We start from the raw sequence: 14,032 nt of genomic DNA on the forward strand, positions 1-14,032 counted from the left end.
CCCGAACGCAGAGCGTTCGCGCGTTCGCTGCCGCACGAGCCCGTGTCCCGCAAGCGGGAGAGGGAACGCCGGCGTTGCGCCCCGCTGCGCTTCTCGCCGCGTTCACGCAAAACCGCTAGGCTGCTCCGGCCATTCGCAACGCGCTCATGCGCCGGAGTCCGCCCATGATTTTCGCGCCGAACTCCCTGCCCGCCCGCCTGGGCCTGCTCGCCGCCGCGCTGCTCGCGCTGGCCGCGTGCCAGCGCGAATCCGCGCCGGCGCCGCAGGAGTCCTCGTCCGCCGCGCCGGCGGTCAATCCCGCGCCGATCGACGACCAACCTGCCGAAAGCGTGCCGCCGGCCACCGCGCCGGTGTCCTCGCCGCCGCCGGCCGCGGCCGCCGGTCTGGCCCGCTTCGACGGTTACGGCGACATGCGTTTCGGCATGACCGCCGAACAGGCCAAGCAAGCCTGGGGCGGCGAACTCAAGGGCAAGCCCGACGAACCGGGCGGCTGTTATTACCTGCAACCGATCTGGGGCAACAATCCGCGCGAGTTCGGCTTCATGGTCGAAGACGGAAAGTTCGTGCGCCTGGATGTCGGCAACGATAAGGAAATCGCGCCCGGCGGCGGCAAGAAAGGCATGAGCGCCGACGAGATCGGCAAGCTCTACGCCGGCCGCGTCGAGACCCAGCCGCACAAGTACGAGCCGGGCGCCAAAGTGCTGCGCGTCAACGACGCGAGCGGCGGCGTGCTGGTGTTCGAGACCGCGGGCGACGGCAAGGTCGCGCGCTGGCGCGTCGGGGTGCCGCCGCAGGTCGATTATGTCGAGGGCTGCTCCTGAGCCGGCCCGGCTGGGCATAATCGGCGCGACCGGGCGGGCCGCCGACGCGGACCCGCGCGATCCGGCGACGGCCGTTCGCCGGTCCTGAAAGCTCCACCACCGCAACCGCGCAACGCGAGGGGAAGATCGCCATGTTGGAAGCCGTCGGCTTGTTCGTGCTGGGCCTGTTCCTGTTGGCCCTGGGCGGCGACTCGGTCGTCAAGGGCGCTTCCGGCCTGGCCCAGCGGCTGGGCATCTCGCCGTTCGCCGCGGGCTTGGTGCTGGTGGCCTTCGCCACCTCCTTGCCCGAGCTGGCGGTGAACCTGCAAGCGGTGGTGCGCGGCCAGCAGGCGCTGGCGCTGGGCAACGCGGTCGGCAGCAACGTGGTCAATTTCGGCCTCACCCTGGGCGTGGCCGCGCTGGCCGCGCCGCTGACGGTGCGCTGGCGCGCGCTCGCGCCGTTGCTGCTGGTGTTGCTGGTGGGAACGCTGGGCGTGATCGGCCTGGGCCTGGACGGCGCGCTGAGCCGCGGCGAAGGCGTGGCGATGCTGGCCGTGTTCGTCGCCGTGGTCGTGTTCGCCACCGCGCGCACCCGCCACGAAAAACCCGAGGTGCAGGACGCCATCGCCGCGTTCGCGCAGACCCAGACTCACCTCGGCCTCAACCTCGTGCGCATTCTGATCGCCGCGGTGCTGCTGCACCTCGGCGCGTACCTGATCGTCGGCGGCCACGGCCTGTGGAGCCTGCACGCGCCGCTGCCGGCCGCGGCCGGCGGCTTCGGCTCGCCCAACGCGGCGATCCTCGGCGCCGCGCTGGGCCTGTCGCCGCTGCTGACCGGCCTGCTGCCGGTGGCGATCGGCACCGCTTTGCCGGAAGCCGCCGCCGCCGTCGCCGCGGCGCGGCGCGGGCAGGGCGAGATCGTGGTCGGCCACGTGATCGGTTCGAGCCTGTTCAATCTGCTGTTCGTGCTCGGCGGCATGGCCGCGCTGCGCACCGTGCCGCTGCCGGCCTCGTTCGTGCGCTTCGAGCTGCCGGCCGCGGCGGTGTTCGCGCTGATGCTCTATCCGATGCTGCGCGGCGACCTGCGCATCAGCCGGCGCGAAGGCGCGGTGCTGGTGGTGGCCTTGCTGGCATGGATCGGTTTCGAGCTGGCGACGCTGGGCTGAGGCGAGTCGGGCGAGGCGAGCCGCGCCCCGCGGAGCGGCGATGCGGGCCGATCGGCCCGCGCGTCCACAGAACCCATGCAACCGGCCGGCCTATAATGGCCGGATGAGCGAAATCACCACCACGCCGCGGATGCCGCGACGCGCGTTGCGCGCGCTCAGCGAATTCTTCCGCCTCGAAGCCGCCGGCGGCATCGTCCTGATCGCCGCCGCGGTCCTGGCCCTGATCGCCGCCAATTCGCCGCTGCACGCGGCCTACGAAGCCTTCCGCGAGATCCCGGTGCAAGTGCGCGTCGGCGCGCTCGACATCAGCAAGCCGCTGCTGCTGTGGATCAACGACGGGCTGATGGCGATCTTCTTCCTGGTCGTCGCCCTGGAAATCAAGCGCGAGGCGCTCAGCGGGCAATTGGCCGAGCGCTCGCAGCTGGTGCTGCCGATGGTGTGCGCCATCGCCGGCGTGGTCGTGCCGGCGCTGCTGTTCTTCGCCTTCAACCGGGACGACCCGGCGGCGATGCGCGGCTGGGCGGTGCCGACCGCGACCGACATCGCCTTCGCCCTGGGCGTGCTCGCGCTGCTGGGCTCGCGCGTGCCGGCGGCGATGAAGCTGCTGCTCTCGACCATCGCCGTGGTCGACGATCTGATCGCGATCCTCATCATTGCGTTCTTCTATTCGCACGGGCTGTCGGTGACCGCGCTGATCTGGGCGGCGGTGGCGTTGGCGGCGATGTGGCTGCTCAACCGGCGCGGGGTCAAATCGCTGGGGCCGTATCTGGCGCTGGGCGTGGTGCTGTGGGTGTGCGTGCTCAAGTCCGGCGTGCATGCGACCTTGGCCGGCGTCGCCACCGGCCTGCTGATTCCGCACGTCGACAAGCGCAACAACATCGACGACGAAACAGAACATTCGCCGCTGGAAACCCTCGAACACGCGCTGCACCCGTGGGTGGCCTACGCGATCCTGCCGCTGTTCGCCTTCGTCAACGCCGGCTTGTCGCTGGGCGGGATCGAGATGAAGGACATGCTGGCGGCGCTGCCGATGGGCGTGGTGATCGGCCTGGTGGTCGGCAAGCCGATCGGCATCGTCGGCGCGGCGTTGCTGATGCGCGCGCTGGGTTGGGCCCGCTTCCCCGCCGGCATGGACCTGCGGGCGATGATCGGCCTGGGCCTGATGTGCGGCATCGGCTTCACCATGAGCTTGTTCATCGCGTCCCTGGCCTACCAGGATCCGCTCTTGTACGAGGAAGCCGTCCTCGGCATCCTCGGCGCTTCGCTGCTGTCGGCGGTGATCGGTTATTTCTGGCTGCGCGCGGTGTTGCCCGCACGCGGCGGCGCCCAGGGTTAAGACGAACGGATGAAGCACGCATTGGTGTTCGGCGGCAGCGGCCAGATCGGCCTGCCGCTGTTGCAGCGGTTGTATCAGGACGGCTGGCGGGTCACCGCGATTTCGCGCGGCGAACAGACCGACTGGCCCGGCCTGCACTGGCTGCAGGGCGATCTGCAGGACATGCCCGAACTGCCCAAGCGCGTGGACGCGATCTTCAGCTGCGGGCCGCTGCTGAAGTTCGCGAAGTGGTACGAGGCCTCGGGCATCGAGGCCAGCCGCGTGATCGCGTTCGGTTCGACCAGCGCCGAGACCAAGCGCGGTTCGGCCGACGCCGAGGAACGCCGGGTCGCCGGCGAACTGCGCGAAGGCGAGGCGACCTTGTTCGCCGCCGCGCAACCGCGCAGCGACGCGGCCACGGTGCTGCGGCCCACCTTGATCTACGGCGCCGGCCGCGACGCCACCCTGACCCGGATCGCGCAACTGGCCCAGCGCCTGCGCTATTTCCCGCTGCCGCGCGGCGCCGACGGCCTGCGCCAGCCGGTGCACGTGGACGATCTGGCCGACGCCGCCTTCGCCGCGCTGAGCGCGCCGGCGAGTTTCGGCCACACTTACGCCGTGCCGGGCGGCGAGACCTTGAGTTACCGCGACATGGTCGCGCGCACGCTGGACTGCCTGCGTCCGCCGGTGCGCCTGATCGAACTGCCGTCGCCCTTGTTCAACCTCGCCCTGCTCGCCGCGCAAGCCACCGGCCGCGCCACCGGCCTCGGCGAAGCGGCGGTGCGGCGCATGCGCAGCGACATGGCCTTCGACGCCGGCCCCGCGCAGCGCGATTTCGGCTACGCGCCGCGGCCCTTCCTGCCGAGCGCGGAGATGTTCGAGCCGCCGCGCGCTTGAGCGGCGCGCCTCAGCGCGCCCGCGACTTGGCCAGATTCCGCAGCGCGATCAACAACACGCCGCCGAGCACCATCGCGCCGCCGATCCACAAACTCGGCCCCGGCCGGTCGCCCCAGAACGCGATGCCCAATCCGATCGCGACCACCGGCGCCAGCAACAGCCACGGCGTCACCTGCGCGACCGGATGGCGCTGCACCAGCACGTAGTACAAGCCGTGGCCGAGCAGCGAGGACACGAACGCGGCGTACAACGCGCCGGCCCACGCGACCCAGCTCACCGACGGCAATGCGGCGAGGCCGCCGGGCTCCAGGCACAGACTGATCGCCAGCAGCGGCGTCACCGCGATCAATGCGGTCCAGCCTTGCTGGCTGAACATGTCGAGCCCGCGCAAGCCTTTCATCAACACCGTGCCCAGGGCCAGGAACGCGGCCGAGACCAGCATCAGCACCACCGCCAGCGGGTGATCGAGCACCATCGGATCGAAGCCGAGCACCAGCACGCCGCCGAAGCTGATCGCGATGGCGACGCCGGTGCGCCAGGCGAAGCGTTCGCCGAGCAGCCACCACGCCAGCAGCGCGGTCATCGGCACATAGCTCTGCATGACGATGGCCGGCGAGGACAGATCGCCGGCGGCCTTCAGCGCGCTGAAGCTCAGGCCGAAATGCATCACGCCGATGCACAGGCACACCGCGATCAGCCGCGGCCATTGCCCCGGCGCGGGACGCTTGAGGAAGAACGCCAGCGGCAGCGCCAGCAAGGCGAAGCGCAGCGCGGTGAACAGGAACGGCGGAATCTCGCGCAGCGCCAGCGCCGAGGTCAGGAAGTTGATCGCCCACGACAGGACGACGAGCAGCAGCAGGAGCAGATCGCGGGCGGGCATGGCCGAATGGGCAGACTAGGGCGGGTGGGCTATCGTGGCCGCCTTGCGGGCGGACGCGAACGGCGCGACGGGACGGACATTGTGAAGCAAGCGATGCAGGCTGCGGGACCGATGGGCTGGGGTCTGTTGCTGTTGGCGATCCTGGCGCTGGGCCTGACGCCGGCGGCGTGGCTGTTGCGGGCCTTGGTCGCGCGCGCGTTCGGCGCGCGGCCGGCGTTCTTTGCTGCGCTGTGGACGGTGCTGTTCGCCGCGGTGCTGTGGGCGATGTTGGCGGTGGCCGGGTTGATCGCCACGCACGGCACCGCGCTGGGTTCGGGCGCGCCGTTCGCGGGCGTGGCGATGGCGCTGTCGTGGTTGGCGTTGGGCGTGGGCGTACGCTGGTACCTGCCCGGGCCGGACGGCGCCAAGCTGGCGTGGCCGCGCGCGTTGTGGGCGGCGTTGCCGCCGGGGCTGTTGCTGTGGGGCGAGGCGGCGGTGTTGGCGTGGGACGAGGCGAGGGGGTTGCGGCTCGCGTTGGGGTGGCTGGGGATCGCCTGAGGCCGCGGACGCTGGTTGAGCGGCCGATGAGGTGATCGGCGGTTCGCGCGGTCGATGCGGCCCTCCGGGTGTGGCGGCGTGGTTGTGTTGGCGCGGTCGCGGCTCGCGCCGCTCCTACAGGAAGAAGCGCGGCTGCATCGGGGCGGAAGCGACGTACCGCCCGCGCAACTGCGGCCGCATCGAAGCGACTGTAGGAGCGGCGCAAGCCGCGACCGCGCCAATCCAATTACGATGGCGCTTCGAGAGCCGACGCCCCGGCCGCACAGGAGAACGACCCCGCATGGACATCGCGACCCTCGGCAAAATCGTCCTCGCCGCGCTGGGCGTCGCCGCCGCCGTGGTGTTGCTGTTCGTGCTCTGGTTCAAGCCGGTCGCGTGGGTGCTGCGCGGCCTCGCCCCGCGCACGCTCGGCGCGCCGCTGCGCGAGGGCGCGGCGATGAGCGCGGTGCAGATCGCGCTGATGACGATGCTGCCCGCCGCGCTGCTGTGGGCCTTGCTCGGCGCGCGCGCGCCGGAGTGGGCGCATGTCGCGGTGGTCGCGGCCTTGCCGTGGCTCGGCCTGACGTTCGGCCTGCGCATGACGGCGCGCGATGACGAAGGCCGCGCATGGCCGTGGCCGCGCGCCGCGTTGCTGGCCTTGCCCGCGGCGCTGACCTGGTGGCTGGTCACCGCCGCGGTGCTGAGCGTCCCGCTATTGCTGGGCTTGTTCAGCCCGCCGGTGATGCTGGCCGGTTGAACTCAGTACGACCAACCCAGCTTGCGGTACAGCTTCGCCAACACCCACGCCGGGCCGATCAACAGATACGTCAGATCGGTCAGGAAGCTCGGCTTCTTGCCTTCGATCTTGTGGCCGATGAACTGCGCGATCCACGCGACCACGAACACCGTCACCGCGGTCCACAGCAGAACGCGGATGCCGAAGCTTTGCGCGATCCAGTTCGTCAGCAGCGACAGCGCGACGAACATCGCCAGCATGCCCAGGCCCAGCGTGCGCGAGGCGCGGTAGTAGAACAGCATCGCCGCGAACATCGGCAGCGCGGCCCAGACGCCGGCCTTGAACAGCGCGTCGGGCGAAGGGATGCACCACAGCAGCGCGATCACGCTCCACAGGATCGCCGGCACGGCGAACACGTGGATGCGCTGGTTGGTGGCGTTGCGGTGATCGCCGGAATAGCTGGCGAACCAGCGGTCGATCGGACGCTCGGCGGCGTCGGAGTGGGCGAGGGTGCTCATGGTCGGCTCCCGTGGCGGTGAGGCGGGCGCGCGGCCCGCGAGGCGGCGAACGCGCCCGCGGCGGGCGCGCGGTGGAGGTCGGCCGCGCGCGGATCGCGGCGCGGGCCGGCGGCGCTCAGTGCGCCGCCGATTTCGAGAATAGCTGGATCACCAGCACCCCGGCCACGATCAGGCAGATGCCGGCGATCGCGCCCGGGTCGAGCGTCTGCTTCATGAACACGGCGCCGATCAGAGCGATCAGGACGATGCCGATGCCCGACCAGATCGCGTAGGCGACGCCGACCGGGACGGTTTTGAGCACCAGCGACAGGAAATAGAACGCGACCGCGTAGCCCGCCGCGACGACGGCGGACGGCCCGGCTTTGGTGAAGCCCTCGGAGGCCTTGAGCGCGCTGGTCGCGATCACCTCGGCGGCGATGGCGACGGCCAGATACAGGTAGCCGATGTTCATGCGGATGCGGATCTGCGGCGAAGGGGATCGGCAGGGTAGCGCGCATGGCGGGCGGCGGGTGCGGGGCGGCGGCGATGGGGGCAGTGTCGCGCGCGGCGGGAGCGGGGTCTGTAAAGCGGGCGACAGTTCGGTGTGTCGCGGAGCCGGGCGCAACATCGGATGGCTGCGAGGGGGGGCGGGAGCGAGAGCGGGCGAGGTCGCCTGCGACTTCGCGGTTCGTCGGCCGCCGATTGCCCGCGTCGCGACTCGCGTCGCTCCTACAGTCGCCTTCGGCCGCTTCGCCCGCCCCCTGTAGGAGCGGCGTAAGCCGCGACCGCGCCACCCCGATCCACCGCGCAACGACACACAACCCGAGAGCGCCCAGCGCCGCGCACCTCGCGCAGACCCGAGAATCCCCGCACCCGAAAAATCCGCACGCCAAAACGACGAAGGGCCGCTTTCGCGGCGCCTCGCCTCCCGAAACGAGAAGGGCCGCTTTCGCGGCCCTTCGTCTACGCGCTTCCGGCTCAATCCACCGAAATGCCCGCAAGCTTCTGCAGGGCCTCGGCGTACTTCGCCCGCGTCCGCTCGATCACCTGCGCCGGCAGGTTCGGACCCGGCGGGGTCTTGTCCCACTCCAGCGTCTCCAGGTAATCGCGCACGAACTGCTTGTCGTAGCTCGGCGGGCTGGTGCCGACCTGATACTGGTCGGCCGGCCAGTAACGCGACGAATCCGGCGTCAGCATCTCGTCCATCACGTACAAGCGGCCGTCGGCGTCGGTGCCGAACTCGAACTTGGTGTCGGCCAGCAGGATGCCGCGCTGGGCCGCGTAGTCGGCGGCGTAGCGGTACAGGCGCAAGGTCGCGTCGCGCACCGCTTCGGCCAACTCGGCGCCGACCGTGCGCACCGCGGTGTCGAAGTCGATGTTCTCGTCGTGGTCGCCGACGGCGGCCTTGGTCGAGGGGGTGAAGATCGGCTCGGGCAGTTGCTCGGCCTGGCGCAGCCCGCCGGGCAGGGCGATGCCGCTGATCCGGCCGGTGCGCTGGTAATCCTTCCAGCCGCTGCCGATCACGTAGCCGCGGGCGATGCATTCGATCGCCACCGGCTTGAGCTTCTTGGTGACCACCGTGCGCTTGGCGTACAGCGCCGGATCGACGCCGTCGGGCAGCACCGCGGCGACCTCGATGCCGGTGAGGTGGTTGGGGATGATGTGCGCGGTCTTGCCGAACCAGAAATTGCTGATCTGGCAGAGCATCTCGCCCTTGCCCGGGATCGGGTCGGGCAGCACGACGTCGAACGCGCTGAGGCGGTCGGTGGCGACCATCAACAGGCAGTCGCCGCCGGGCGCGGCGCCGGCGGGTAAGCGGTCGGCGGGCAGATCGAAGACATCGCGGACCTTGCCGCGATGGCGAAGGGGCAGGCCGGGCAGTTCGGATTGCAGCAGCGTGGTCGTCAACGTGGGGACCCCTGATGGCGTAAGGCAACGACTCCCGCGCGCCTGGCGCGCCTGAGCGGTCGTTGGCCGGGGCCGTCCGGGCCGCCCGGGTCGCGCGCGTGCGCGACGGGGCCGGGCAGTGTACGCCGCTTGCGGCCGCTGTGCAGGCCCTGGAGGCGGCCGAATCGGGTCGAATCGTGCCGATCCGGGCCGAATGGGCGACGGCGGCGCGGTTCCGGCCCGTCCCCGGCGCCCCGGCCGCCCCGTTAAGATGCCCGGGCAAGGGCCGCGGCGGCCCGGACACGGGCGGATCGCGGTGGCGACGAAACAGCGCTGGTACGGCAAATTGCTCGGCTTCTTCGCCGGCGCGGCGCTGCTGCGCGGCAACCCGTTCCTCGGCGCCATCGTCGGCCTGCTGATCGGCCACGCCTTCGACAGCGACTGGTTCAAGCTGCGCGGCGAAGACGCCTACGCGGTGCTGGGCCTGGACAGCGACGCCAGCGACGCCCAGATCGACCAGGCCTATCGCCGGCTGATCTCGCAATACCACCCCGACCGCTACAGCAACGACCCCGACGACATCCGCCAGCGCGCGGAGGCCAAGGCGCGCGAGATCAATCGGGCGTACGACCGGATCCAGGCGCTGCGCAAGCCCAAGTCTAGGAGTTAGCGAATAGGAGTTAGGAGATAGCGAAAGCCCGCACATCGTCGCTTTTCGCTATCTCCTAACTCCTATTCGCTAACTCCCGCTTTTTGCTTGGAAAGCTCCCCAAGGCGACAATACCCGTCTTCCCCGCAGGCTCCGCCCATGACCACGCAACCCACCGTCATCGCCCCGTCCATCCTCTCGGCCGACTTCGCCCGCCTGGGCGAGGAAGTCGACAACGTGATCAAGGCCGGCGCCGACTGGGTCCATTTCGACGTCATGGACAACCACTACGTGCCGAACCTGACCATCGGCCCGATGGTCTGCGAGGCGCTGCGCAAGCACGGCGTGACCGCGCCGATCGACGTGCATCTGATGGTCGAACCGGTCGACCGCATCGTTCCGGATTTCGCTAAGGCCGGCGCCACCACGATCAGCTTCCACCCCGAAGCCAGCGGCCACGTGCATCGCACGATCCAGCTGATCAAATCGCACGGCTGCAAGGCCGGGCTGGTGCTCAACCCGGCCACCTCGATCGACGTGCTCGACTGGGTGCTCGACGATCTGGACATGGTGCTGCTGATGTCGGTGAACCCCGGCTTCGGCGGCCAGAGCTTCATCCCTTCGGCGCTGGAAAAACTGCGTCGCGTGCGCGAGCGCATCGACCGCAGCGGCCGCGCGATCCGGCTGGAGATCGACGGCGGCGTCAAGGCCGACAACATCGGCGACATCGCCGCCGCGGGCGCCGACACCTTCGTCGCCGGCTCGGCGATCTTCAACGCGCCGGATTACGCCGAGGTGATCGGGCGGATGAAGGCGGCGGTGGAGGCGGTGCGCAAGTAAGCGCCCGCGCGGTCGCGACGTCGGTAGCATCGGCGCCGGCTTCGCTTGAAGATCGTCGGGGCGCGTTGCCGTTTTCGCGCGCATCGCCGCTGACATTGGCGCGCAGGCGCATCCGCTGGAAGTCGGCGAATCGGAACGTCGTTACGCGTGCGCGCCGGGCGATGCGCCAGCGCGCGCCGGCCAGCGCGACCGCGTCGTCTCGACGGCGGGTTTCTCGGCCGAAGCGGAACGTTCGGCCGAATGGGCGTGCCGTTCCGGCTGTTGCGTTCTCGCCGCGCGTGGCATCGTGCCTGCATTCCCAACGTCAGGATGCGCCGCCATGAACACCTGCGACCTGTGCGACCGCCACGACGCGCTCGTGCGCGTGCTCGATCTGCCGCTGCGCGATTTCGGCGGCCGCCGCGGCTTCGCCGGCGTCGTCAGCACCATCAAAGCGTACGAAGACAACTCGCGGGTGCGCGAAGCCGTGGCCGAGCCCGGTGCGGGCCGGGTGTTGGTGATCGACGGCGGCGGTTCTTCGCGCCGGGCCATGCTCGGCGATCTGCTCGCGGCCCAGGCGGTGGAGAACGGTTGGATTGGGGTGATCGTGTTCGGCGCGATCCGCGACAGCGCGGCGATCGGCGCGATGGATCTGGGCGTGAAAGCCTTGGGCACGTGCCCGCGCAAGACCGACAAGCGCGGGCAGGGGCAGCGCGATGTCGCGCTCGCGTTCGGCGGCGTGAACATCCGTGCGGGCGATTGGGTGTGCGCGGACGAGGACGGCGTGGTGTTCGCGGACGAAGCGTTGGCGTGAGCGGCGGTTGAGGTGGCGCGTTCGCCGCAACCGAACTGCCGCGATCGCGGCTTACGCCGCTCCTACACAGGTAGCCGCGGCCGGTTCGTTCCCGACTGTAGGAGCGGCGTAAGCCGCGACCGCGCCAACCCGCCTACGACGAATCCCGCCTGCGCGCCCGCGACCCCAAATGAAAAGGACGCGGACCTTGCGGCCCGCGTCCCGGAAGATTTGGAGGCAATCCAGCCTCCGCCCGTCGTCCCTGATATGGCCTCCTATATTCCGGATCGACGATGACACGTGTGTGACAGACTTGGCGCATCCGTACATTCATCCGGCCATCGCGCGCGCTTGTTAGCGTCGCCGCGCCCCCACCGACGGAACCCCGCGCATGACTCCATCCCGCTGGCGCCTGATCCTCAACGGAAAATCCGCCGGCAACGACGCCGTGCGCCAGGCTGTCGCCGCGCTGCGCGGGCACGGCGTCGCGCTGGACGTGCGCGTGACCTGGGAAGGCGGCGACGGCGAGCGCTATGTCGCCGAGGCCGTCGCCGACGGCGTCGACACCGTGGTCGCCGGCGGCGGCGACGGCACGCTGAGCGAAGTCGCCACCGCGCTCGCCCAGCGCGACGAAAACGCCGACGCGCTGCCCAGCCTCGGCCTGATCCCGCTCGGCACCGCCAACGACTTCGCCACCGCCGCCGCCCTTCCGACCGACCCGCTGCAAGCGCTGGAACTGATCCGCCGCCGCCCGCCGCGCGCCATCGACCTGCTGCGGCTGCAAGCGCCCGACGGCCTGCATTGGGCGGCGAATCTGGCCACCGGCGGCTTCGGCACCCAGGTCACGCTGGAGACCGATCCCGGCCTCAAGAAAATGCTCGGCGGCCTGGCGTACTTCGTCACCGGCATCGCCAAGCTGGGCAAGCTCGAACCGCTGCGCGCGCGCCTGCACGGCGAAGGCTTCGAATGGGAAGGCGACTTCCTCGCCCTGGCCATCGGCAACGGCCGCCTCGCCGGCGGCGGGCAGGTGCTGTGCCCGGACGCTTTCATCGACGACGGTCTGCTCGACGCGACCGTGCTGCCGACGTTCTCCGGCGAAGTCGGCGCCGCCATGCGCACTGTGCTGACCGAGAGCGAGCGGGTCGCGTTCGAGCGCATGACCGTGCGCGCGCAACTGCATTGGGTCGAGATCGAATCGCCGCGCGGCCTGCATCTCAATCTCGACGGCGAACCGGTCCAGTCGCCGCGCTTCCGCATCGACTGCGTGCCCGGACGGCTGCGCATGCACCTGCCGGCGGGGTGTCCGCTGCTCAGCGCCGAGGCGCTGGCGGCGACCCAGGGCTGACCGGTCCGGGGCGCCGATCCAGCCGATTCGCGCGACCAGTGAGGGCGCGCACGTTCCGGCTTCGCCGCGGTCGCGCACGGCGCGCGAAGTCGGGTAGAGTGGCGGCATGCAAGCCTGGGCGAACCCGCATTCCTTCTGCGCCGACGTGGGTTGGCGATGGTGGCCGTCGGTCATCACCGCTCCTGCCCACTCGTCCATGAAGGAATCCCCGCGTGATTTCGCACGAACTCTTCCAGCAGCAGGCCGCTAACGGCTACACCCGCATCCCCGTCGTGCGCGAGGTCCTGTCCGACCTCGATACGCCGCTCTCGGTCTATCTCAAGCTCGCCGACAGCCCGCACACCTATCTGTTCGAATCGGTCGAGGGCGGCGAGCGCTTCGCCCGCTACTCCATCATCGGCCTGCCGGCGCAGCGCGTGTACGCCTTCGCCGGGCACACCTTGTTCGTCACCGAGAACGGCGAGCTGGTCGAGAGCCGCACGGTCGAGGATCCCTTCGCCGAAGTCGAACGCCTGCGCAGCGCGCACAAGGTGCCGAAGATCGACGGCCTGCCGGGTTTCGCCGGCGGTCTGGTCGGTTGGTTCGGTTTCGAGTGCATCCAGTACATCGAACAGCGCCTGGCCGGCGGCGACAAGCCCGACGAACTCGGCACGCCCGACATCCTGCTCATGGAGAGCGAGGAAGTGGCGGTGTTCGACAACCTCAAGGGCCGGCTGTACCTGATCGTCCACGCCGATCCGAGCGAGCCGCAGGCCTACGCGCGCGCCAACCGCCGCCTCGATCAGCTCGTCCACCGCCTGCGCATCGGCGGCCCGGGCTATCCGGAAACGCTGCACTCGGTGGGTTTGGACGAAGGCGATTTCGTTTCCGGCTTCACCCGCCAAGGCTTCATCGACGCGGTGGAGAAATCCAAGGAACTGATCCGCGCCGGCGACATCTTCCAGGTGGTGCTGTCGCAGCGGCTCAGCGTGCCGTTCAAGGCGCGCCCGGTCGACGTGTACCGCGCGCTGCGCGCCTTGAACCCGTCGCCGTACATGTATTTCCTCGATGTCGGCGGCACCCAGGTGGTCGGCTCCTCGCCGGAAATCCTGGTGCGCCTGCAGGGCGGCGAAGTCACCGTGCGTCCCATCGCCGGCACCCGTCCGCGCGGCAAGACGGTCGAGGAAGACCACGCGCTGGAAGCCGAACTGCTGGCCGATCCGAAGGAACGCGCCGAGCATCTGATGCTGATCGATCTCGGCCGCAACGACGTCGGCCGCGTCTCGCAGGCCGGCACGGTGGAAGTCGGCGAGCAGTTCGTGATCGAACGCTACAGCCACGTCATGCACATCGTCAGCGAAGTCACCGGCCGCCTGACCGAGGGCATGAACTATGCCGACGTGCTCCGCGCGACGTTCCCGGCCGGCACCGTCAGCGGCGCGCCGAAGATCCGCGCGCTGGAAGTGATCCGCGAGCTCGAACCGATCAAGCGCAACGTCTACTCCGGCGCGGTCGGCTACATCGGCTGGCACGGCGACGCCGACACCGCCATCGCCATCCGCACCGCAGTGATCCAGGACGGCCGCCTGCACGTGCAGGCCGGCGCCGGCATCGTCTACGACTCCGACCCGCAGAAGGAATGGGAAGAGACGATGAACAAGGGCCGCGCGCTGTTCCGCGCCGTGGCCGAGGCGGCGCGCGGACTGTGAGCCCGCGGCGTTCCCGCGCCGCTCCTCGTTGGTAGGAGCGGCGT

15 protein-coding genes are annotated in these 14,032 nt (G+C 70.2%); 11 read left to right on the plus strand and 4 right to left on the minus strand.

The genetic code is table 11. From position 1 onward, the window contains the following. The first annotated feature begins 164 nt into the window (after positions 1 to 164). The 4 genes from J5226_RS08920 (at position 165) to J5226_RS08935 (ending at position 4,178) form a co-directional block, all read left to right on the plus strand. Entirely contained in the window at positions 165 to 821 is a 657-nt protein-coding gene (locus J5226_RS08920; protein WP_215839566.1) for a lectin, read from the plus strand. A gap of 131 nt (positions 822 to 952) precedes the next feature. Next, complete coding sequence (locus tag J5226_RS08925; protein ID WP_215839567.1) at positions 953 to 1,966, plus strand: sodium:calcium antiporter; 1,014 nt, start codon at positions 953 to 955, stop codon at positions 1,964 to 1,966. Between the two features lie 103 nt (positions 1,967 to 2,069). Next, entirely contained in the window at positions 2,070 to 3,302 is a 1,233-nt protein-coding gene (gene nhaA / locus J5226_RS08930) for a Na+/H+ antiporter NhaA (RefSeq protein WP_255323037.1), read from the plus strand. Between the two features lie 9 nt (positions 3,303 to 3,311). Further along, positions 3,312 to 4,178: an NAD-dependent epimerase/dehydratase family protein gene (locus J5226_RS08935; RefSeq protein ID WP_215839568.1), complete on the plus strand. Its 867-nt coding sequence runs from the start codon at positions 3,312 to 3,314 to the stop codon at positions 4,176 to 4,178. 10 nt (positions 4,179 to 4,188) lie between these two features. Here J5226_RS08935 and J5226_RS08940 read toward each other — a convergent pair whose 3' ends face one another. After that, positions 4,189 to 5,058: a DMT family transporter gene (locus J5226_RS08940; RefSeq protein WP_215839569.1), complete on the minus strand. Its 870-nt coding sequence runs from the start codon at positions 5,056 to 5,058 to the stop codon at positions 4,189 to 4,191. An 81-nt stretch (positions 5,059 to 5,139) separates the two neighbouring features. On the opposite strand from J5226_RS08940, the gene J5226_RS08945 reads away from it, so the two are divergent. Then, positions 5,140 to 5,595, plus strand: a complete 456-nt coding sequence (locus J5226_RS08945) for a hypothetical protein (RefSeq protein WP_215839570.1) — start codon at positions 5,140 to 5,142, stop codon at positions 5,593 to 5,595. Between the two features lie 280 nt (positions 5,596 to 5,875). Next, positions 5,876 to 6,331: a hypothetical protein gene (locus J5226_RS08950; protein ID WP_215839571.1), complete on the plus strand. Its 456-nt coding sequence runs from the start codon at positions 5,876 to 5,878 to the stop codon at positions 6,329 to 6,331. Positions 6,332 to 6,333: 2 nt separating this feature from the next. Here the strand turns inward: J5226_RS08950 and J5226_RS08955 are convergent, their stop codons facing one another. The 3 genes from J5226_RS08955 to J5226_RS08965 form a co-directional block, all read right to left on the minus strand. After that, positions 6,334 to 6,828 (minus strand): Mpo1-like protein, encoded by a 495-nt coding sequence (locus J5226_RS08955; protein ID WP_215839572.1) that lies wholly within the window; start codon positions 6,826 to 6,828, stop codon positions 6,334 to 6,336. 115 nt (positions 6,829 to 6,943) lie between these two features. After that, on the minus strand, positions 6,944 to 7,279 hold the full coding sequence (locus J5226_RS08960; protein WP_215839573.1) for a multidrug efflux SMR transporter: 336 nt from the start codon (positions 7,277 to 7,279) through the stop codon (positions 6,944 to 6,946). 506 nt (positions 7,280 to 7,785) lie between these two features. After that, positions 7,786 to 8,715 carry a phosphoribosylaminoimidazolesuccinocarboxamide synthase gene (locus J5226_RS08965; RefSeq protein WP_215839574.1) on the minus strand — a complete coding sequence of 310 codons (930 nt, stop codon included), beginning with the start codon at positions 8,713 to 8,715 and terminating at the stop codon, positions 7,786 to 7,788. A 250-nt stretch (positions 8,716 to 8,965) separates the two neighbouring features. Between J5226_RS08965 and J5226_RS08970 the strand changes: the two genes are divergently transcribed. The 5 genes from J5226_RS08970 (at position 8,966) to trpE (ending at position 13,988) form a co-directional block, all read left to right on the plus strand. Continuing rightward, on the plus strand, positions 8,966 to 9,364 hold the full coding sequence (locus J5226_RS08970; RefSeq protein ID WP_215839575.1) for a J domain-containing protein: 399 nt from the start codon (positions 8,966 to 8,968) through the stop codon (positions 9,362 to 9,364). A gap of 138 nt (positions 9,365 to 9,502) precedes the next feature. Beyond that, the gene (gene rpe / locus J5226_RS08975; protein ID WP_215839576.1) at positions 9,503 to 10,183 is read left to right on the plus strand and encodes a ribulose-phosphate 3-epimerase; all 681 of its coding nucleotides are present in this window, start codon (positions 9,503 to 9,505) and stop codon (positions 10,181 to 10,183) included. 319 nt (positions 10,184 to 10,502) lie between these two features. Then, positions 10,503 to 10,976, plus strand: a complete 474-nt coding sequence (rraA, locus tag J5226_RS08980; protein ID WP_215839577.1) for a ribonuclease E activity regulator RraA — start codon at positions 10,503 to 10,505, stop codon at positions 10,974 to 10,976. Between the two features lie 370 nt (positions 10,977 to 11,346). After that, positions 11,347 to 12,300, plus strand: a complete 954-nt coding sequence (gene yegS, locus J5226_RS08985) for a lipid kinase YegS (RefSeq protein WP_215839578.1) — start codon at positions 11,347 to 11,349, stop codon at positions 12,298 to 12,300. A 212-nt stretch (positions 12,301 to 12,512) separates the two neighbouring features. Continuing rightward, positions 12,513 to 13,988, plus strand: coding sequence for an anthranilate synthase component I (trpE, locus tag J5226_RS08990; protein ID WP_215839579.1), 1,476 nt, complete (start codon positions 12,513 to 12,515; stop codon positions 13,986 to 13,988). Positions 13,989 to 14,032 lie beyond the last annotated feature (44 nt).

Source organism: Lysobacter sp. K5869 (genome assembly GCF_018847975.1).
GTDB lineage: Bacteria > Pseudomonadota > Gammaproteobacteria > Xanthomonadales > Xanthomonadaceae > Lysobacter.

Excerpts from the sequence above, each read along its gene's own strand:
- J5226_RS08920 (WP_215839566.1), top strand. The coding sequence starts at position 165 with ATGATTTTCGCGCCGAACTCCCTGCCCGCCCGCCTGGGCCTGCTCGCC.
- J5226_RS08925 (WP_215839567.1), top strand. The coding sequence starts at position 953 with ATGTTGGAAGCCGTCGGCTTGTTCGTGCTGGGCCTGTTCCTGTTGGCC.
- nhaA (WP_255323037.1), top strand. The coding sequence starts at position 2,070 with ATGAGCGAAATCACCACCACGCCGCGGATGCCGCGACGCGCGTTGCGC.
- J5226_RS08935 (WP_215839568.1), top strand. The coding sequence starts at position 3,312 with ATGAAGCACGCATTGGTGTTCGGCGGCAGCGGCCAGATCGGCCTGCCG.
- J5226_RS08940 (WP_215839569.1), bottom strand. The coding sequence starts at position 5,058 with ATGCCCGCCCGCGATCTGCTCCTGCTGCTGCTCGTCGTCCTGTCGTGG.
- J5226_RS08950 (WP_215839571.1), top strand. The coding sequence starts at position 5,876 with ATGGACATCGCGACCCTCGGCAAAATCGTCCTCGCCGCGCTGGGCGTC.
- J5226_RS08955 (WP_215839572.1), bottom strand. The coding sequence starts at position 6,828 with ATGAGCACCCTCGCCCACTCCGACGCCGCCGAGCGTCCGATCGACCGC.
- J5226_RS08960 (WP_215839573.1), bottom strand. The coding sequence starts at position 7,279 with ATGAACATCGGCTACCTGTATCTGGCCGTCGCCATCGCCGCCGAGGTG.
- J5226_RS08970 (WP_215839575.1), top strand. The coding sequence starts at position 8,966 with ATGCCCGGGCAAGGGCCGCGGCGGCCCGGACACGGGCGGATCGCGGTG.
- rpe (WP_215839576.1), top strand. The coding sequence starts at position 9,503 with ATGACCACGCAACCCACCGTCATCGCCCCGTCCATCCTCTCGGCCGAC.
- rraA (WP_215839577.1), top strand. The coding sequence starts at position 10,503 with ATGAACACCTGCGACCTGTGCGACCGCCACGACGCGCTCGTGCGCGTG.
- yegS (WP_215839578.1), top strand. The coding sequence starts at position 11,347 with ATGACTCCATCCCGCTGGCGCCTGATCCTCAACGGAAAATCCGCCGGC.